The following is an 18,789-nucleotide window of genomic DNA, read 5'->3' as shown; positions in this document are numbered from 1 at the left end:
TTCGCGGCGGCTATGCTTTACGATGCTTCTGCTGAAACGGCTCGATAGGCGTGCCAGGTGCCGTGCCCGAGCACAGGAAACACCACGATCAGTCCGACAAGCCCGGTGGCCAGGCAAAGAAGAAACAAAGCGAGGACAAGAGCGCCCCATGTCAGCATCACCGGCAGGTTGTTCCAGACAAGTGCTGTGCTCGTTCCCATGGCTGTCAACGCATCGACGCGTTCGTTCAGAAGCATCGGAATAGAGAATGCGCTGATTGCAAACGAGAAGGCCGCGAACAGTCCCCCGATGGCACTGCCGACGACAAGCATCGCCCAACCGGTGGGCGTGGTGAACAGCATCGGAGCGATATGACTGAGGCCGGGAAACGGCACCAGACCGAAGAACAATGCATAGACGATGACTGCGGCGCGCATCCAGGTGATCATCAGCAGACACAGCAGCACCCCCGCGAACAGGATTTGCCCGCCGGACTTCGGCTTGACGAAAATCATCCGCGTGAGGCTTACCGGCAAGCCGGCGGCCAGCCGCCGGCTCTTCTCATACAGGCCGACGGCGAGAATCGGACCGACAACCATGAACCCGGCGAAAGCCGGAAACAGGATGTAGTCCCATCCAAACCGGAATAACCCGATAACGATTGCGAGCGATACCAGAAATATCATCAAGCCATATGCAAGGCTCGAGGCCGGTTGCACGGCGAGATCACGCCAGCCAGCCGCCAGCCATGTGAAAGCGTCGGATGGAGCCAGTGACCGATTCCAGCGGTTCTTGACCGGAAGTGGTGGCACAAGGCTCGGGATCATGGTCATGCGAAGTTACTCCGCCGATAGTTTGGTTGGCTTCGCGGCTTTTGGCGAACAGGACGACTTCGCCGCGCTGAAGCTGTTATTTCCTTCGCTCGCCTCACCACGACGCACGTGATCGACGCACTCCGGCTGCGAGGTTACAGCGACATAAAGCAGGTGCGCATTCGCACCGACAAGCAGAATAAGGCCGAGCCCAGTCACCAGCATGATGAATGGCTTCAACCTCAGCCGGGCAGGGGATGTTGCAGCGTCCATCATTGGCCGGTCGCTCGTTGGTCGAAAAGGTAAAGCGCAAGAATTTTACGGTCGAGCGGTGTCAGGCGGCTTTCCCACGTTGGCATGCGGCCCTGCCGGCCGCTCCAGACAGTGTTGAGAATGGATTGCCTGTCGCCGCCATAAATCCAGGACTTGTCGGTCAGGTTGGGCGCTCCGAGATCGGTCTTGCCCTTGCCGTCGTCGCCGTGACAGGCGGCGCAGGTCGCCGCGAATACGGTCTTGCCAGCCTCGATCTGCCCCGGTTTTGCGTCTTTCGCGGTAGAGGGGGCGGACAAGGTCTGCACATATGCGACGACGTTGTCGACATCGGCCGACGGAATCATCTGGTCGTGACCGAATGCGGGCATCTGCGAGACGCGCGTGTCCGGATGCGTCGAATTGATACCGACGCGGATCGTCTCCGCAATGGCTGCAGGATCGCCGCCCCACAGCCATGACGAGGTGGTGAGATCAGGGAAGCCTGGGCCGCCCTTCGCGTTGAAGCCATGGCAGGCGGCACAGTTGTCGCCGAACAACGTCCGTCCTGACTGGCGAACGATGTTCATCAACCGCGGATCGGCCTGAATGGTCGCATAGCTGTCGGTTTCGATCTTTTTCGCCCATTGATCGCGGCCGAGCGCAGCCTGCTTGAGCGTATCCTGCAGGTTCTGCCGGTCATTAAGCCCAAGCAGTCCCTTTGTGTAGGTCACACCAATCGGCCACGCCGGCATCAACACCCAGTAGCCGAGCGAGAACAGGGCCGTCAGGACGAGGAAGAAATAGACCGGACGAGGGACCGGCGTATTCAATTCCTTGATGCCGTTCCACTCATGTCCGGTGGTCATATAACCGGTATGAAGATCGCGTTCTTCTACCGCCATGGCTTGTCCTCATCGCGCAAAATGGAAGTCGCGGCGCGATCGAAGCTTTTTCTGTTCGACGGCCAGTAGGCGTAGACCAAGACGATGATCGAGAGCGCGATCAGGTAGAACAATCCGAACGACTTCGAAAACCACACCAGCGTGTTGTGCTCGACATCCATGACTATTTCGCCTCCGCAACGGGCTTGTACGCGGCATCTGTCAGCCGGCCGAGAATCTGGAGATAGGCGACAAGCGCGTCCATCTCGGTCAGATCGCCCGGCTTGCCGTCGAACGCGCGGACATTGGTGGCCGCGCCGTACCGCTTCGTCACGCCCTCCGCGAACGGAGTGTCCGGTGCAGCCTGTCCGTAGGTGTCGGCCGCGGCATTCGCGATCATGTCATCGGTGTAGGGGACACCGACTGCGCGTTGCGCCTTCAGTTGCAACCCCATGTCATCCGTCCTTAGCGCGGTGCGTGATAGCCAGGCATAGGCGGGCATCACCGAGACGGACATCACGTCACGTGGATTGTTGAGATGGGCGACGTGCCACTCGTCCGAGTACTTGCCGCCGATACGTGCCAGATCAGGACCGGTGCGCTTTGAGCCCCACAGCATCGGATGGTCGTATTTCGACTCGACGGCCAGAGAGTAGGGACCATAGCGTTCGACTTCGTCGCGCAGCGTGCGGATCATTTGCGAGTGGCAGGCATAGCAGCCTTCGCGGATGTAGATATTGCGGCCGGATAGCTCTAGCGGCGTGTAGACGCGCATATCCGGTGCGTTCTCGACGGTCTGGTGGATCGTGAAGAGCGGGGCGATCTCGACCAGTCCGCCGATGCTGGACACGATGACAATGCCCAGAACAAGGCCGATGGCTTTCCGCTCAAGTTTGTAATGCAGTCCGAACATCGGCTTATTCTCCCGCCTGAAGGGCAGGCACCGCGGCAACTGCCGGGCGATCGCCCGTTGTTTCGAACTCAACGCTTGAGGCCGCCGTCTTGATGGTCATCCAGATATTGTAGCAACCGACCACTGCGCCGATGAGGAACAGGAGGCCGCCAATCGCGCGGGCAATATAGTAGGGCCGCATGGCAACCAGCGAGTCGACGAAGGAGTAGGCCAGCGTGCCGCTCTCGTTATAGGTCCGCCACATCAGTCCCTGAATGATGCCGGAATTCCACATTGCGAAGACGTAGACAATCGTGCCAGCAACGGCGAGCCAGAAGTGAACTTCGACAAGCCTCGGCGAATACATGGTTTTGCTTTTCCACAACCACGGCACGGATGCGTAGATTGCGCCAAACGAGATCATCGCCACCCAGCCGAGCGCCCCGGCATGGACATGGCCGACGGTCCAGTCAGTGTAGTGTGAGAGCGAGTTGACGGAGCGGATCGCCAGAAACGATCCCTCGAAGGTTGTCAGTCCGTAGAACACCGCTGCCACCATCATGAAACGCAGCGTGGCGTCGTCGCGAACCTTGTCCCAGGCGCCGTTCAGTGTCAGCAGCGCGTTGGCCGCAGACGCCCATGACGGTATGAGTAACATCAGCGAGAAGGTCATGCCCAGCGTCTGCACCCACTGCGGCAATGCCGTGTAATGCAGGTGATGCGATCCCGCCCACATGTAGAAGAATGTGATGCCCCAGAAGCTGATGATTGACAGGCGATAGGAAAAGATCGGCCGGCCCGCGCGCACTGGCAGGTAATAATACATCATGCCGAGAAAGCCTGCCGTCAGGAAAAACGCGACGGCGTTGTGGCCGTACCACCATTCCGTCATGGCATCCTGCACGCCGGCGAACAGCGAGTAGCTTTTGGCGTGGCCGAAGGACACCGGCACAGCCAGGTTGTTGACGATATGCAAGATCGCAACGACCAGTATGAAGGCCATGTAGTACCAGTTGGCCACATAGATGTGCGGCTCTTTACGCCGGGCCAGCGTGCGCAGGTAGATGCCGAAGTAGACCACCCAAACGATCACGAGCCAGATGTCTGCGTACCATTCCGGCTCCGCATATTCTTTCGACTGCGTAATGCCCATCATGTAGCCGGTAACGGCTAGAACGCAGAACAGGTTGTAGCCGAGCAGCACGAACCATGAGCTGAGCTGGTCGGGAAGCCGGGCGCGCGATGTGCGTTGCAGGACGTAAAGCGAAGTCGCGATCAGGGCGTTGCCGCCGAATCCGAAGATGACGCTCGTGGTGTGGACCGGCCGCAACCGTCCGAAGCTCGACCATCCGGCATCGAATGTGAGTTCGGGCTTGACCAGCAGCCACGCCACCCAGTCGCCGACGAACAGGCCGAACACGGCCCAGACCATAGCCAGAATGATGCCTAGTTTGGTCGGATCGTCGTAGTAGGAGGCCAAGCGTTCGTCGCTGGGCTCCGGCTCGTAATAGACCGAGATGATCTTGAAGATTCCAGCAAGCGCGGCCAGCACGATCAGCAAGCCGTGCGCGCCAAGGATGTCATCCCTTCCCGCGACACCCAGCGCCAGTCCGCAAAGACTGACGGCAAGCAGAATAAACAGCGCAAGCTGTCGCTCGCTTTTTGTAAGTTGCCCCATCATCACTATCGCCCGTTCCAACCAATTTGGGCTGGCTCCCTGCAATTAAAATCAAATGCGCGCTGGCCGTGTCGATGAGCGCACCAAGCTTACGCCCCGACTTTGGAACCTGGAAGTCTGTTAAAACTGCTGCAGCACCTCGGGTTGCTTCTCTTAGGCTATGCCAATGATCGCCGTTGTCTTTGCGCCAGAGCAAAGACATCAGTCCTAAATCCTGTCGCCTAGCCTCCGAAAAAGCTGAAGCGGCATGCGGATCTGAGCTTCCATAAAGAAATATTTTATATATATCTTATACCTTATTCAGCAATCTGGATTCAGAAGCCGCTATGCGATTGACCAATTTCTCGGACTACGCACTACGCGTGCTGCTTTATGCCGCCGCACGTCGCAACGCATTGATCACAATCGAGGAAACGGCGCAGGTCTATGGAATATCCCGGGCACACCTCATGAAGGTCGTGAACCAGCTGACGCGCGCCGGTTTTCTGAAGGCGGTGCGCGGACGCTCCGGCGGACTCGAGCTGGCCAGGCGCCCTGAGAAGATCAGTCTTGGCGACGTGGTTCGGACCACCGAGCCGGACTTTGCGCTGGTCGAATGTTTCTCGCCCGAAAACAGGTGTCTGATCACGCCGCGCTGCCGCTTGCGGGGCGTTTTGAATGAGGCGTTGGCGGCTTTTATTGCAACGCTCGACCGCTATACGCTGGCCGACCTGGTTCTTCGCCCCGAGGATTTTGGAATTCAACCGGCTGCGTGAGCCGCGGCCCATTGGGGATCGAAAAATGAGTGATTTGGAAGCAGGTGGACCTGAGCGCCGGGCGCGGATCACAGCAGATATCATGACAAAAACCGGCATCGATGAGCCAATGATCGAGCGCCTCGTCAGGTTGTTTTATCAGCGCATCCAGGCCGAGCCTGTGCTCGGACCGATTTTCGCGACGAGGGTCACGGACTGGGAGCATCATATCGCAAAACTCTGCGCGTTCTGGTCTTCGGTTGCGCTCATGACCGGCCGTTATCACGGACAGCCGATGGGGATGCATATGGCTCTCCCGGTAAGCGGGGCACATTTCGACCGCTGGCTTGAACTGTTCGAGGGCACGGTTGCGGAGGTATGTCCACCGGCCGCGGCTGCGCATTTTATGGAGCGTGCGCGGCGGATTGCGGACAGCCTTGAACTGGGAATTGCAACGACGCAGGGCAGGATCGACGCCCCAAGGCACTTGCGCTCGCAGTCCGGGCAGCTCAGTGGCGTCGTGTGCTCGGGATAAAACTTATGCGGCTGGCCGATAGGTCGTAGGCGGTGGGGCAGGCGCCCGGCACGCCGGTCCTGCGGCTGAAGGGTTGTTCGAGGCTGATGGTCTGGCAGGAGAAGCGGGCGGCAAGTTCGTTTGCGCTGGCGATAATGGCTTCGTCGATCAACTGGCCAGGCATCCGTGCGACCACGAGATTGCCAAGACATAGTTTTTTACGTGCCCGCAGATCGATATCGATCCGGTATCCGAATAGTGCATGAATAAGGCCACGGCGATCCCGGATGGCGATCAGGCCGGTGCGATCCGATGGTTGGCGGCATCGACGCCGAGCGAAGCGCAGCCATTCTTCCAGCGATATGCTGGCGTCATGCAGATAGACCAGCGGGTAAGCGGACTTTGCGTCTTTTAGGCCGATCGAATGCGCTTGAAAATGCTGATCCATCGCCAAGTGAGCCCGCCGCCGACCGTATCCAGTAAAACGGCAGATTGGACGGTTCGCGGCCCTTCCGGCATTGATGTGCATCAACTATCTGGCGCTTTGACATAGATCAAAAATGCTGGAGGATTGCGTATATATAGAGAGACAGGTCAACACGGACGGCATCGATGGACAGGTTTGAACAGTGCACGGCGGCGGGCGAGCCATGCAAGCACAATCGAAGCAGTGCCGGATGCGCCGAATGCAGCGTTCGCCTGGTAAGCGTTTGTGGCGCTCTCGAATTGTCCGAGCTTGAGGCGCTGGAGCGCATCAGTCAGCCGACGACCTTCGCGCCCAAGGTGATGCTGTTCGATCAGGGTGCGCTTGCCAGCCACGTTTTCAATGTAACCGAAGGTGTCGTACGACTTTACAAGTCGCTGCCCGATGGTCGGCGTCAGATCATGGGATTTGCATTGCCCGGCGATTTTCTCGGCCTTGCTTTGATGGATCGTTACGGCGTGACGGCTGAGGCGATCACACCCGTCAAGGTGTGTCGCTTCCTGCGTTCGTCGTTCCTGTCTTACATCGACGGCAAGCCGCATCTGCTGCGAAGGTTGCACGAATTCGCCGGGCATGAGCTCAGCCTCGCACAGGATCAGATGCTGTTGTTAGGCCGCAAGACGGCAGAAGAGAAGGTTGCCGCCTTCCTTGTCAACCTTCAGGCTCGCTACGCTAGAATCGGCCCGATGTCGGTCACGGTTGCTTTGCCGATGGGACGGCAGGACATTGCGGATTACCTGGGACTGACGATTGAGACGGTGAGCCGGACACTGACGAAACTGGCGCGCGAAAAAACCATACTCATCGTGCCCGATGGTGTGAGATTGCTTAGCGCAGAGCGGCTGGATCACCTGACCGCGGCCTGAACATGTATCGGTTTTGACTTGGCTCAAATGGCCACTTGATCAACAAGTGTAAAAGCTTCTCCACAAGACTGGAGAAGACCATGCCCACAGACACCATTCTCGCTATCGTCCCGGTTATCCTTCTGTTCGCGTTTTTTGCCGCCACTATGGTGTGGGCTGATATCTATAGCCGCAAACAGTGATGCTTGAATCTTGGGAGCGATTCACAACGACAGGATGCGCCCATTACGGACGCATCCTGTCGCTGCCTTAGAATCCTCAGACGGCCGCCGCCTTGTCCGCCTGAAGAAAACGTACGGCCTTGATCCATTCCTGGCCGATGGTCAGGTCGGCTTGCGACAACTGGTGTCCGGTGGGCAGCACCGGATGCTGAACATTCGCACCAGCCTTCGTCAGCAGCGCTGCTAGCTGCGCCGAGTTGGTCGCGGGGATGATCGGATCGAGCTTGCCTGACACGATCAGCACCGGTTTGTCCCTGAGATCGGCCTGCGGCGGTTGCGACAGCGGCACCATCGCACGCAGCAGGATTGCTCCCGCAAGAACATCCGGCCTGAGCAGCAGCATCGCAGCCGCGATGTTTGCACCGTTCGAGTAACCCAATGCGACAGGCGCAGCGATGCCGTAGCGCGCGCGTGCGGATTCAACAAAATCCGCAAGCTCATCAGCGCGACGTCGTACGTCGTCCTCGTCGAACACGCCCTCGGCCAGCCTGCGAAAGAAGCGCGGCATGCCATGCTCGAGCACCTTGCCGCGCGGCGACAGCAGTGCCGATCCCGGCGAGATCGTCTTGCCCAACGGCAGCAGGTCGTTCTCGTCGCCGCCCGTGCCGTGAAGCAACAGGAGCGGTGGTGCTTCGAGCCGGTTTCCCGGCTCGAAGCGATGGGTGAAGGTCAGATCGTTGCTCATCACGCAGCCTTTCCAAGCGGAGGCAGCACGGCCTCGATTTCCTTGCGGTGGGCTTCGAGGAACCTCGGCAGTTTCAGATCCTGACCGAGCGTTGCCACCGGTTCGTCCACGGCGAAGCCGGGAATATCGGTTGCGATCTCGAACAGGATGCCGCCAGGCTCACGGAAGTAGACCGACCGGAAATAGTTGCGATCCTTCTGCTCCGTCGGATGCAGACCGTGCGTCTCGATCAGCTTCTTCGCCATGCCGGCCTGATCGGCATCGTCCTTCGCCCGGAACGCGATGTGGTGAACCGATCCGGTTCCCTGCCGCCCAGGCAGGAAGCCCTTGGCTTCATAGATATCGACCAAGCCGCCGGTGACGAGGCCAGGGGCTTTGAAACGGATCACCGATCCCTCACGAGCGGATTCCTCGAAGCCGAACACGTCGGTCAGGATCGCACCGGTCCGGGCCGCGTTGTCGAGCAGCAAGGTGACGCCATGGAACCCTCGGATCGCGTGTTCAGCCGGCACATCACCGTTGCTCCAGCCTGCCTCGTTTTCCGCGCCCGGAACGCCGACCAGCGCGAGGCTCATGCCATCGGAGTCGGTGAACGGCAGTACGGACTCGCCGAACCGCTTTTCCAGCGCTTCGTGGGCGATGCCTTTCTCGATGAAGCGATGCGTCCAGTAGCCCAGCGAGCGGGCCGGAACGCGGAAGGCGGTCTGCTGGGTCTGGCCCACGCCGCCGCGGCCGGGCGCCGCGCCTTCCCAAGGGAAGAACGTCAGGATCGTGCCGGGACTACCAGCCTCGTCGCCATAATAAAAGTGATAGGTGCCTGGATCGTCGAAATTGACGGTCTTCTTGACGAAGCGAAGTCCAAGGGCGCGGGTGTAAAAGTCGTAGTTTTGTAACGCGTTACCAGCGATAGCGGTGACGTGGTGAATGCCGGACATGATCTCTTCTCCTGCGAAATGAGGCGTATGGGCCTCGGTTGCAGGGATATTGGTCGAGGCGTATTTAAAGACAATCAGCGGTTTCATAGCATCTCTGTCTATGATTTGATGACAATTTCCAAGCGCATCGAATGCCGTCCCCGGGGATCCATCACATGGACAAGCTCACCAGCCTTCGGGCGTTCGTCAAAGTGGTCGAACTCGGCAGCTTCTCCGAGGCGGGGCGGCAACTGCGGCTGTCGCGCTCGGCGATCAGCAAATACGTCAGCGAGCTTGAGCAAAGCCTCGGCGTTCAATTGCTCAACAGGACAACGCGTCACGCGAGTCCCAACGAAAACGGGCAGATGTATTTTGAACGCGCGCTAAGCATCCTCGCGGACATCGATGCCGCGGATCAAGCGGTTGCGCATCTGCAATCCACGCCGCGCGGACTTCTTCGCGTCAATGCGCCGATGTCGTTCGGGACGTTGCAGCTTGGCCCTGCGATCGCCGACTTCATGGAGGCGAATCCCGAACTTCAAATTCATCTGGTTCTGAGCGATGAACAGGTCGATCCGGTGCAGGGCGGGTTCGATGTCACGCTTCGCATCGCTGATCTGGAATCCTCAAGTCTCATCGCGCGCAAGATTGTCCCGATCGAGCGCGTCATCTGTGCGTCGCCATCCTATCTCGATCGCCACGGCATTCCCACTCATCCAAACGCGTTACGCAATCATGCAGCGCTCACCTATGGCTTCTTGCTCACCGGAAATCAGTGGAAACTCACAGGCAGGGACGGCGATCACTGGATCCAGCCGTCATGGCTGTTATGCGCCAACAATGCCGAAGTCCTGTGTGACGCGGCTGTGAAGGGACGGGGCGTAGCGCTTCTGCCCACATTCATTGCAGGCGCTGCATTGCGTGCGGGCAAGTTGCGGACCGTCCTCGACGATTACAAAGCTCCGCCGTTGACACTCTACGCAATTTACCCGCCGACGCGGCATCTGGCTGTGAAGGTCCGTCTGTTCATCGATTTTCTTGTTGCACGGTTCAGTGCCGGTCCGGAAGGAAAGCTCAACACGGTGTGAGCGGAAATTCCTTTGACTGCCGGCAGAACGGCGTCGTTGACCTGTGTCGAGCAAGCGGCAATTATTCACCTGTCCACGGGACTACGACCTGTTGTTACGCACCGGCCAGTGATGACCGGCAAGTGCGATCACGTCAGAGGGGAGAGCGATATGGCCTTCACCATCAATGTTAATGGGACAGCACATAACGTCGACGTCGATGGCGATACACCGCTGCTGTGGGTGTTGCGCGACGTTCTGGGTATGACGGGTACGAAGTTCGGCTGCGGTATGGCGCTGTGTGGCGCCTGCACGGTCCATATAGACGGAGTTGCAACGCGCTCCTGCATTACCGATATCGAAAGCCTTGGCACATCGAAGGTCACGACGATCGAGGCGATCGGCGCAACGCCTGCCGGCGCCAAGATCCAGAAAGCCTGGCTCGATCACGAAGTGCCTCAATGCGGTTATTGCCAGTCGGGACAGATCATGTCGGCATCCGCGTTGCTGGCCGACAAGCCGCAACCGACCGATACGGATATCGACGATGCGATGAGCGGCAATATCTGTCGTTGCGGCACCTATGTCCGCATCCGCGAAGCCATCAAACTCGCAGCGCGAACATAGGGGAGGCTGACATGAATCTCGATCACATCGCGTCTTCCATCCCCGATGCGACTTTGTCGCGACGCAGCTTCCTCGCGACCGCCGCCGCCGGTGGCGCTTTCATGTTAAGCCTCAGCCTGCCTCTTGGGAAAAGCGAAGCAGCTTCGCCCGAGGGCTTCGCGCCGAACGCCTTTATTCGTATCGGCCGCGACGGTCAGGTTGCTCTCACCATGCCTTATGTCGAGATGGGACAAGGCACCTATACCTCGGTTCCAATGCTGATCGCGGAAGAACTGGACGTGAGCTTGAAGCAGGTGCGTCTGGAGCATGCACCGCCAAACGAAAAGATTTATGCCAACCCGTTACTCGGCGTGCAGGCGACCGGCAATTCCAACGCGATGCGCGGCGCATGGAAGCCGATGCGCGAGGCCGGTGCGACCGCGCGATCCATGCTGGTCGCGGCTGCAGCTAAACGCTGGGCGGTCGATCCGGAATCTTGCCGCACGCAGGATGGCGAGGTGGTGCACCCGCAGACGAACCGGCGTCTGACTTATGGAGAGCTTGCCGCGGAGGCTGCGAAACTTCCTGTGCCGAAGGCCGTCGCGCTGAAGCCGGCGGCGGATTTCAAGCTGATCGGGACACCAGCCAAGCGGCTCGATGGACCGGGAAAAGTCAACGGGACTGCGGTCTACGGCATCGATGTTCGTCCGCCCGGCCTGAAAGTCGCGACGCTTGTACAATCGCCTGTCTTCGGCGGACGCGTGAAGAGCGTGGATGACGCGGAAGCCAAGGCGGTCAAGGGCGTACGCCAGATTGTCCGGCTCGACGACGCCGTTGCGGTGGTTGCGGACCATATGGGCGCGGCAAAGAAAGGGCTGGCTGCGCTCAAGATCGAATGGGACGATGGCCCCAATGCCGGACTCGCCACGGCGGACATCGCCCGCGAACTCGAGCAGGCGACGCTCCGTTCAGGACCTGTCGCGCAAAATCTCGGCGACGCCGATAAGGCGATGGCAGGTGCCGCGACCAAGGTGGAAGCGATCTATCAAGTGCCATTCCTGGCGCACGCCACGATGGAGCCGATGAACTGCACGGTGCATCTGCGCAAGGACGAGTGCGAAATCTGGATCGGCAACCAGGCAATTGCCCGCGTTCAGGCGATGGCGGCGAAGGCGGCGGGCCTACCCGCGGAAAAGGTCATCGTGCACAATCATCTCATCGGCGGTGGTTTCGGCCGGCGGCTGGATGCCGATGGTGCGGTCCGCGCGGTCGAAATCGCCAAACACGTGGACGGTCCTGTGAAGGTCGTATGGACCCGCGAGGAGGATATCCAGCAGGCGATGTATCGGCCCTACTGGTTCGATCGCATTTCGGCCGGGCTGGACGACAAGGGCATGCCGGTCGCCTGGAAGAATCGTTTTGCAGGCTCGTCCGTGATCGCGCGGTGGCTGCCGCCGGCTTTCAAGGATGGACTCGATCCCGATACGACGGAAGGCGCGATCGACCTGGTCTACAACTTGCCGAATTTCCACGTGGAATATGTACGCGTGGAGCCGCCGGGCATCCCGACAGCGTTCTGGCGCAGTGTGGGTCCGTCCCACAACGTCTTTGTGACCGAAAGTTTCATCGACGAACTGGCGGCGGCAGCCAAACAAGATGCAGTTGCCTACAGGAGAGCGCTGCTCGACAAGTCACCTCGCGCCAAGGCGGTCCTCGATCTCGCCGCCGAGAAAGCCGGCTGGGGACAAGCGTTGCCAAAGGGAAGCGGCCGCGGCATCTCCCTGCAATTCTCGTTCGGCAGCTACATGGCGCACGTGGCCGAAGTCGAGGTGTCGAAAGACGGCGCCGTTCGGGTCCGCCGGGTCATCTGTGCGGTCGACTGCGGCACGGTAGTGAATCCCAATACGGTCCAGGCGCAGATCCAGAGCGGAATCGTCTTCGGTACGACAGCGGCGCTCTACGGCGAGATCACGCTGAAAAACGGCCGTGTCGAGCAGGGCAACTTCGATACCTACCAGATACTGCGCATCAATGAGGCACCGGCTATCGAAGTTCACGTCGTTAAAAGCACGGAGCCGCCGGGCGGCATGGGCGAGACCGGAACATCGGCGATCGTTCCCGCTATCGCCAATGCGATCTTTGCGGCAACCGGCAAGCGCCTGCGCAAGATGCCCATTGATACCAGCGTGCTGAAATCGGCGTGAACGGTTGGGTTTTGCGCCGCTGAAGGCGGCGATAAGTTGAGGAGGCAGAAGCCGGGCCGGCGTCCGTCTTCTGCTATTTTGTGCTCTTTCCCGACCGGCGCGGTGGTGGGAGAGTGATGACGGTCTCAACGGAGCGCCAACGGTCCGGAGCCGTTGCCGATCCACCGGTCACTCCATTCAGTTAGCGCGGTGAAGGACAAGCCTGCGATTGGCCCATGTCGGTGAGCGGATACTCGACCGGTGCGCGTTGCCCGTCGTCGCGATACTCTCTCCGCTCCATGACGCCGGCTTCTACAAGCCGGGCGAGGCGGCTGCCGAGTGCGGGCATCTTCCCGAAGATTCCAAGAAGCGCGCAAACTGCATCGTGATCGTCGAGGAAGTACCTGCCGGAAACTGGACTTTCGGCGGACACGATTTGTCGCGCATGCTGGTGTCGTTTGTCGCCACGGTGCTTTCTCCGAAGCTCTCGGAGAACGCTTCGTTGCTCGCCTGCTTCCCGACAGCGCCGCCAACACTGAGTTGCCGCCGTTCTTTGCAACCCCCCACAGCGCCGCTCATCTCACCGACGAGGCCGGGCAGCCGACCAATGCCGCGCGCGATGAGATAATCTCGTTCTTTGCCCGCCGGCTCAAATCGTGACTAAATGCGAGCGGTCTTAATTGGTTCGAGGCAAGGCAATGAAAATTGCAGTTATGGGCGCCGGAGCCGTCGGTTGCTATTTCGGCGCGATGCTTGCGAGGGCCGGGCATGGGGTGACTCTGATAGGGCGGTCCCAGCATGTGGAGGCGATCAGGCAGCACGGTCTCCTCCTTGAGCACCGCGATTTCAAGGATCACGTGCGGGTAGCCGCTACGACTGACGCTATCGGTGTTGTGGAGGCGGATGTCGTTCTGTTTTGTGTAAAATCGGCTGATACAGAGTCCGCTGGACATCTGATCGCACCTCACCTGAAGCAAGGTGCTGTGGTTCTGTGTTTGCAGAACGGTGTTGACAACGCAGAGCGCTTGCAAGCCACGATCGATCAGATTGCTGTTCCAGCGATCGTCTACGTCGCGGCCGAAATGGCTGGCCCCGGTCACGTCAAGCATCATGGCAGGGGCGAACTGATCATCGGCGCCTCGCCTTCTAGTGCGAGTGTCGCTGCAACCTTTACACAGGCTGGCGTACCTACCACAGTCTCCGACAAGGTCGCCAATGAGTTGTGGCTCAAGCTCATCACGAACTGTGCCTACAACGCGTTGTCGGCGGTCGCACAAATGCCCTATGGGCGGCTTTTCAAAGTCGACGGCGTCACGGAGGTGGTCAGGACCGTTGTACGCGAATGCACTGAAGTGGCATCGGCGCTGGACATTGCCGTACCGGAGAACATCGATGAAACGGTGCTGGCCCTGGCGGGATCGATGCCAAATCAGTATTCGTCCACTGCGCAGGATTTAGCGCGCGGCAAGAAAACCGAAATAGACTACCTGAACGGCTATGTCGTCCGGAAGGGTGAGGAGCTCTCCATTCCGACGCCGGTGAACCGGGCGCTCCTTGTCATGGTCAAGTTGCTTGAAGAAAAGACGCAGCAAGCGATCTGACGAACTGCGCGGCGGCGGCATCCTGAGTGATTTGATGATGCAGCGACGACAGTTTGCTGTTGTCAGGCCAAGACCCTTGCTGATATTGCGCGCCTCATAACCATCGTGTTGACGAGAGGCGCGGAATGAATCGGAACGTTGGTATTGTTGGCGTCGGAATTATGGGCACCGCAATGGCGCGAAATCTGCGCGAAGCGGGCTTTAGCATCGTTGGTTACGATCCCGTGCCGTCGGCGGCTGAGCGTCTCAATTCGCTGGGCGGGCAGGCGCTGATGTCTCCCCGCGCCGTTGCCGAAGCGGCGCCGATTGTCATCATGTCTTTACCGAAGGCCGAAGCGTTGACCGAGGTCATTAGTGGCGTCGATGGTATCGCTCAGGCCGCAGGGACCGGACAGATCGTTATCGAGTGCTCCACATTGCCTCTCGACATCAAGCAGGCCGCGCATGATGTCATGCAGAAGAACGGCAAGGTTCTCCTCGATTGTCCGATCAGCGGAACGGGTGCGCAGGCGGTTGCCAAGGATCTCGTGATCCTGGGCAGCGGTGACCAGGCGGCCTTCGAGCGCTGCGCTCCGGTTTTCGCCGGCATGTCCCGCGTGCAGCATTACCTTGGACCATTCGGACGCGGCAGTATCATGAAGTACATCGCCAATCATCTCGTGACGATCCATAACGTTGCTGCAGCGGAAGCCATGGTTCTGGGCATTAAGGCAGGCATAGATCCCGCCGTCGTCTATGACACGCTTGCTGACAGCGCGGGTACTTCGCGGATGTTTCAGATGCGTGGTCCTTTGATGCGCGACGAGCGTTATGACGAGCCGACGGCGACAATCCGCATGCAGCTCAAGGATATTTCGATCATTGATGCCTTCGCGGCCGATCTCGACTGCGCGCTGCCGGTCTATGCGGCGGCATCGCAAGTCTACCATGCGGGGGCGGCACTCGGACGCCGGGAACAGGACACCGCAGCGGTCTGTGCCGTGCTTGAGACAATGCACGGAATTGACCGGACAAAACTCAAGTCGTAGAGCAATCGGCTCATTTTGTTTCTCATTCGCTCGGTTTGAGCGCTGTCATCGAAGGGTAGGGCTGGCATGGCCGATCTGACTATTATGGTCGCGCCGAATGGAGCGCGCAAAGGCCATGCAGAGCATCCAAATCTGCCGCTGACAACTGAGGCAATCGCAGCGGATGCGCTTGCATGCAAGAGTGCGGGCGCCCAGGCCATTCATATGCACGTTCGCGATGCGGATGGTCGTCATACGCTAGATGTGGCGCGCTATCTGGCCGCGACCGAAGCGGTGCGGCAGCTCACTGGTCCGGAGTTCGTCGTTCAGATTACAACCGAAGCGGTCGGCATCTTCAGCCCCGACGAGCAGATCGCCGTGGTACGAGCCGTTCGCCCCGAGGCAGTCAGCATCGCGACCAAGGAGTTGATCCCGGACGCGAGCGCGGAAAGTGCTGCTGCGGACCTGTATCGATGGGCCCACGAGCAGCGCATTGCCGTTCAGCACATCGTCTATGCTGCAAATGAATTCGACCATCTGCTCGATCTCGTGAAGCGTGGGGTCATCCCCGGTCATCGGCATTCCGTCATTTTCCCGCTTGGCCGATATGCCGTGGCTCAGGAAAGCGATCCCGCTGAACTCGCGCCATTCGTTGCGAAGGTTCGGGACAACGGCGGCGCGGAACGCTTCGATTGGTGGGTTTGCGCTTTTGGCGCATTCGAGACGGCATCGCTGGTCGCCGCAGCCGCGATGGGCGGGCATTGCAGGATCGGATTCGAGAACAGTTTCATCAATGCGGATGGAAGCCGGGCCGGCAGCAATGCTGAGCGTGTTCGGGATTTGCAGGCTGCATTGTGCGGAATTCATCGTCCGCGCTCGTCGCGAGCGCAGATTTTGAGGGCGCTGGGTCGGCCAGACTAGGCTACCGCGAAGGGTCTAAAGGCCAGCTTCGCATCGGGAATTTCGAGATTTGGCAGGGATAGATCAGTACGCCGCACGCTTTGTGCGGCGCACTGGGCTGCGCCGTGCTTGCAATTCCAGTTCTGTTGCGTTATTTATCGGGTGATAAAATAAAAAGCTCAACAAGCTCGCGGGAGTGAAGACATGAAAGTCCTTGGTTTCAACCACCTTTCCATTGGCGCGAAGAACCTCGAAGAGTCCGCCCGTTTCTATCAGACCGTGCTGGGCATGGAGCTGATCCCGACCTACAATTTCGGTTTCAAGACCAAGTATCTGCGCTGCGGAGATCTTCAACTTCATCTGTTCGAACTCGAAGATAGTGTTCCGGTCTATCAGCACTTCGCGCTCGACGTTGACGATTTTCATGCAGCTTATGAGAAGGCTAAAGCGATCGGAGCGCTCGATTTCTCGGCGTTCCGCAATGCAGTCAACGAACTGCCGGACGGCTGCGTACAGATGTATCTGCGGGACCCTGCCGGCAATCTGGTTGAGATTGACTGGCCGGATGTGAATACGCTGGATCGTTCGCGTATTCCGGAGATGAAATTGCTGTCCGAGTTTGCGACCCAGGACGACGAAGGACTGCGAGCATCACTCTATCTCGATCGTCCGCATATCAAGCCAAATGCTCCGAGAAAAGCTGCGGCGCGATAGTTTCAGGGAGGCGAGCATGTCAGGCACTGTCCATAAGCTTGATCTGGACCGGCGTTCGAACGGTCAGGACGGCGCATACTCAGAAATGCTGGAGCGGGCACGCGCGCTTGTTCCAAAGTTGCGTGAGCGCGCTGCCAAGACGGAAGAGATGCGGCGCCTTCCGCCTGAAACGGAGAAGGAGCTTCACCAAGCCGGTTTGTTCCGAATTCTCCAGCCCAAGCGGGTCGGTGGCTCCGAGCTTGATTATGTCGCGTTGGTCGATTTCGCTGATGTTGTCGCGCTTGCCGATGCGTCGGTCGCATGGAATCTCGCGAACCTGGCCAGCCATCACTGGATGCTCGGCATGTTCGATGCGCGCGCGCAGGACCTGATCTGGAACGAAAATGTCGATGCCCTCATTGCATCGTCGTTTGTGTTTCCAGCCGGCCGCGCCACGAAAGTCGCCGGTGGATATACCCTCTCGGGCCGTTGGCCGTTCTCGTCGGGTGTGGATTCGAGCACGTGGAACATGCTTGCGGGCATCGTGTCGTCCGAGGACGATGCGGATGGCGTGGAATACCGGATATTTCTGTTGAAGCAGTCCGACTACAAGATTCTCGACACATGGAGTTCGACTGGCCTGAAGGGGACCGGATCGAACGACGTCGAAGCCAAGGATGTATTCGTTCCGGATTACATGACGCTTGCGGTCAAGGACGTTGCCGGTGGCGCGACACCTGGAAGCGCGGTGAATCCCGGTGCGCTCTACGCCTTGCCGGTATTCTCCCTGTTTCCGTTTGTCCTGTCAGGCGCGGGCCTTGGCAATGCGCAGGCGTGCCTTGATGACTATGTCGGGATCGCCAAGCATCGCGCTTCGACCTACAACCGCGCAAAACTTGGCGACCTGCAGACGACGCAAATCAAGATCGCTGAAGCCTCGGCGAAAATCGATGCGGCACGTCTCATCATGCGCCGGACGTGCATTGAAGCCATGTCTGATGCCCGCCATGGTACTGTCCCCGATCTCTCGGAAAAAACCAAATACCGGCGCGATGGGGCATATGCGGTCAATCTGTGCACCGAAGCGGTCTCGACGCTGTTTTCGGCGAGCGGCGCGCGGGGCCTTTACACGACTGGCGCATTGCAGCGGCAGTTCCGCGATGCTCACGCGATCAACGCTCATATCGCGTTCAGCTTCGATGCTGCCGGAACCAACTATGGTCGCGTTGCGCTGGACTTGCCGTCCGAAAACCTGACCCTCTGAGGCTCGGTGATGGTTGCATCGCAGAACCCGACGGATTTCAGGAACGAATTGTCGAGCGACAGTTCGCCGATCGATCCGCGAGATTTCCGGAACGCGCTGGGGTCCTATGCGACCGGCGTGACGGTGATTACGGCGGCAACGCCGGATGGCCGGCAGGCCGGCCTGACCTGCAATTCGTTTGCGTCGGTTTCGCTGAATCCGCCGCTCGTCTTGTGGAGCCTGGTATCTTACTCTCCAAGCATGAATATCTTTCAGAACGCGAGTCATTTTGCGGTCAACGTGCTCGGAGCATCCCAGCAGGGCTTGGCAAAGCAGTTTGCCACGCGGGCCGAGGACAAGTTCGCTGGGGTGTCCTGGAAACCCGGTCTTGGCGATGCGCCGGTTCTTGCGGATGCGGTCGCCACATTCCAGTGCCGCAGCGCGGACCGCTATTACGGGGGCGACCACGTTATTTTCCTTGGTGCCGTAGAGGCTTATGATTACAACCGTGCGGAGCCGCTGCTGTTTGCACGCGGAAGTTTTGGTCACTTTGTTCCTGGGGCATAACCCCAGCAGG

Annotated in this window: 22 protein-coding genes; 12 read left to right on the top strand and 10 right to left on the bottom strand. The window is 59.3% G+C overall.

Going from position 1 to position 18,789, the window contains the following annotated elements:
• Nucleotides 1-17 precede the first annotated feature (17 nt).
• The 6 genes from HMPREF9695_RS15755 to ccoN are packed head-to-tail and all read right to left on the bottom strand — an operon-like array spanning nt 18 to nt 4,497.
• Entirely contained in the window at nt 18-812 is a 795-nt protein-coding gene (locus tag HMPREF9695_RS15755; RefSeq protein WP_006021864.1) for a DUF2189 domain-containing protein, read from the bottom strand.
• 6 nt (nt 813-818) lie between these two features.
• The gene (locus HMPREF9695_RS15750; RefSeq protein ID WP_006021863.1) at nt 819-1,067 is read right to left on the bottom strand and encodes a hypothetical protein; all 249 of its coding nucleotides are present in this window, start codon (nt 1,065-1,067) and stop codon (nt 819-821) included.
• Nucleotides 1,064-1,945 carry a cytochrome-c oxidase, cbb3-type subunit III gene (gene ccoP, locus HMPREF9695_RS15745; protein WP_006021862.1) on the bottom strand — a complete coding sequence of 294 codons (882 nt, stop codon included), beginning with the start codon at nt 1,943-1,945 and terminating at the stop codon, nt 1,064-1,066. The genes HMPREF9695_RS15750 and ccoP overlap by 4 nt, the downstream gene beginning before the upstream one ends.
• On the bottom strand, nt 1,936-2,106 hold the full coding sequence (locus HMPREF9695_RS15740; protein WP_006021861.1) for a cbb3-type cytochrome oxidase subunit 3: 171 nt from the start codon (nt 2,104-2,106) through the stop codon (nt 1,936-1,938). Before HMPREF9695_RS15740 ends, ccoP begins: the two co-directional genes overlap by 10 nt.
• Before the next feature lie 2 nt (nt 2,107-2,108).
• Nucleotides 2,109-2,837: a cytochrome-c oxidase, cbb3-type subunit II gene (gene ccoO / locus HMPREF9695_RS15735; protein ID WP_006021860.1), complete on the bottom strand. Its 729-nt coding sequence runs from the start codon at nt 2,835-2,837 to the stop codon at nt 2,109-2,111.
• Nucleotides 2,838-2,841: 4 nt separating this feature from the next.
• A complete protein-coding gene (gene ccoN / locus HMPREF9695_RS15730; protein ID WP_006021859.1) occupies nt 2,842-4,497 on the bottom strand; it encodes a cytochrome-c oxidase, cbb3-type subunit I in 1,656 nt (551 codons plus the stop codon).
• Between the two features lie 323 nt (nt 4,498-4,820).
• Here ccoN and HMPREF9695_RS15725 point away from each other — a divergent pair, with 323 nt between their 5' ends.
• Nucleotides 4,821-5,249 (top strand): RrF2 family transcriptional regulator, encoded by a 429-nt coding sequence (locus HMPREF9695_RS15725; protein WP_006021858.1) that lies wholly within the window; start codon nt 4,821-4,823, stop codon nt 5,247-5,249.
• 25 nt (nt 5,250-5,274) lie between these two features.
• Entirely contained in the window at nt 5,275-5,763 is a 489-nt protein-coding gene (locus HMPREF9695_RS15720) for a group III truncated hemoglobin (RefSeq protein WP_006021857.1), read from the top strand.
• Here the strand turns inward: HMPREF9695_RS15720 and HMPREF9695_RS15715 are convergent.
• Complete coding sequence (locus HMPREF9695_RS15715; RefSeq protein ID WP_024921956.1) at nt 5,738-6,190, bottom strand: hypothetical protein; 453 nt, start codon at nt 6,188-6,190, stop codon at nt 5,738-5,740. The two genes, HMPREF9695_RS15720 and HMPREF9695_RS15715, sit on opposite strands and share 26 nt — an antisense overlap.
• 164 nt (nt 6,191-6,354) lie before the next feature.
• On the opposite strand from HMPREF9695_RS15715, the gene HMPREF9695_RS15710 reads away from it, so the two are divergent.
• Nucleotides 6,355-7,092, top strand: a complete 738-nt coding sequence (locus tag HMPREF9695_RS15710; protein ID WP_006021855.1) for a cyclic nucleotide-binding domain-containing protein — start codon at nt 6,355-6,357, stop codon at nt 7,090-7,092.
• Nucleotides 7,093-7,350: 258 nt separating this feature from the next.
• On the opposite strand, the gene HMPREF9695_RS15705 is transcribed toward HMPREF9695_RS15710, so the two are convergent.
• Nucleotides 7,351-7,998, bottom strand: a complete 648-nt coding sequence (locus tag HMPREF9695_RS15705; RefSeq protein ID WP_006021853.1) for an alpha/beta hydrolase — start codon at nt 7,996-7,998, stop codon at nt 7,351-7,353.
• Nucleotides 7,998-8,933: a ring-cleaving dioxygenase gene (locus tag HMPREF9695_RS15700; RefSeq protein ID WP_041712826.1), complete on the bottom strand. Its 936-nt coding sequence runs from the start codon at nt 8,931-8,933 to the stop codon at nt 7,998-8,000. Before HMPREF9695_RS15700 ends, HMPREF9695_RS15705 begins: the two co-directional genes overlap by 1 nt.
• A gap of 155 nt (nt 8,934-9,088) precedes the next feature.
• Between HMPREF9695_RS15700 and HMPREF9695_RS15695 the strand changes: the two genes are divergently transcribed.
• The 3 genes from HMPREF9695_RS15695 to HMPREF9695_RS15685 all read left to right on the top strand — a co-directional run bounded on the left by HMPREF9695_RS15695 (nt 9,089) and on the right by HMPREF9695_RS15685 (nt 12,789).
• A complete protein-coding gene (locus tag HMPREF9695_RS15695) occupies nt 9,089-10,000 on the top strand; it encodes a LysR family transcriptional regulator (protein ID WP_006021851.1) in 912 nt (303 codons plus the stop codon).
• A 150-nt stretch (nt 10,001-10,150) separates the two neighbouring features.
• Nucleotides 10,151-10,606 carry a (2Fe-2S)-binding protein gene (locus HMPREF9695_RS15690; protein WP_006021850.1) on the top strand — a complete coding sequence of 152 codons (456 nt, stop codon included), beginning with the start codon at nt 10,151-10,153 and terminating at the stop codon, nt 10,604-10,606.
• An 11-nt stretch (nt 10,607-10,617) separates the two neighbouring features.
• Complete coding sequence (locus HMPREF9695_RS15685; protein WP_006021849.1) at nt 10,618-12,789, top strand: xanthine dehydrogenase family protein molybdopterin-binding subunit; 2,172 nt, start codon at nt 10,618-10,620, stop codon at nt 12,787-12,789.
• Between the two features lie 181 nt (nt 12,790-12,970).
• Here the strand turns inward: HMPREF9695_RS15685 and HMPREF9695_RS26420 are convergent, their stop codons facing one another.
• Entirely contained in the window at nt 12,971-13,201 is a 231-nt protein-coding gene (locus tag HMPREF9695_RS26420; RefSeq protein ID WP_157223971.1) for a hypothetical protein, read from the bottom strand.
• Between the two features lie 265 nt (nt 13,202-13,466).
• Here HMPREF9695_RS26420 and HMPREF9695_RS15675 point away from each other — a divergent pair, with 265 nt between their 5' ends.
• The 6 genes from HMPREF9695_RS15675 (at nt 13,467) to HMPREF9695_RS15650 (ending at nt 18,779) form a co-directional block, all read left to right on the top strand.
• A complete protein-coding gene (locus HMPREF9695_RS15675; protein ID WP_006021848.1) occupies nt 13,467-14,369 on the top strand; it encodes a ketopantoate reductase family protein in 903 nt (300 codons plus the stop codon).
• Nucleotides 14,370-14,494: 125 nt separating this feature from the next.
• The gene (locus HMPREF9695_RS15670; RefSeq protein ID WP_006021847.1) at nt 14,495-15,397 is read left to right on the top strand and encodes an NAD(P)-dependent oxidoreductase; all 903 of its coding nucleotides are present in this window, start codon (nt 14,495-14,497) and stop codon (nt 15,395-15,397) included.
• A gap of 66 nt (nt 15,398-15,463) precedes the next feature.
• Entirely contained in the window at nt 15,464-16,297 is an 834-nt protein-coding gene (locus HMPREF9695_RS15665; RefSeq protein ID WP_006021846.1) for a beta-keto acid cleavage family enzyme, read from the top strand.
• A gap of 183 nt (nt 16,298-16,480) precedes the next feature.
• Nucleotides 16,481-16,990 carry a VOC family protein gene (locus tag HMPREF9695_RS15660; protein WP_006021845.1) on the top strand — a complete coding sequence of 170 codons (510 nt, stop codon included), beginning with the start codon at nt 16,481-16,483 and terminating at the stop codon, nt 16,988-16,990.
• A gap of 85 nt (nt 16,991-17,075) precedes the next feature.
• Nucleotides 17,076-18,233 carry an acyl-CoA dehydrogenase family protein gene (locus tag HMPREF9695_RS15655; RefSeq protein ID WP_430648572.1) on the top strand — a complete coding sequence of 386 codons (1,158 nt, stop codon included), beginning with the start codon at nt 17,076-17,078 and terminating at the stop codon, nt 18,231-18,233.
• 9 nt (nt 18,234-18,242) lie between these two features.
• Nucleotides 18,243-18,779, top strand: coding sequence for a flavin reductase family protein (locus HMPREF9695_RS15650; RefSeq protein WP_006021843.1), 537 nt, complete (start codon nt 18,243-18,245; stop codon nt 18,777-18,779).
• Nucleotides 18,780-18,789: the final 10 nt, after the last annotated feature.

This window comes from Afipia broomeae ATCC 49717 (genome assembly GCF_000314675.2).
Classification (GTDB): domain Bacteria; phylum Pseudomonadota; class Alphaproteobacteria; order Rhizobiales; family Xanthobacteraceae; genus Afipia; species Afipia broomeae.
Note: the sequence above shows the minus strand (reverse complement) of the source record. Positions and strands in the feature narration are given on the sequence as shown.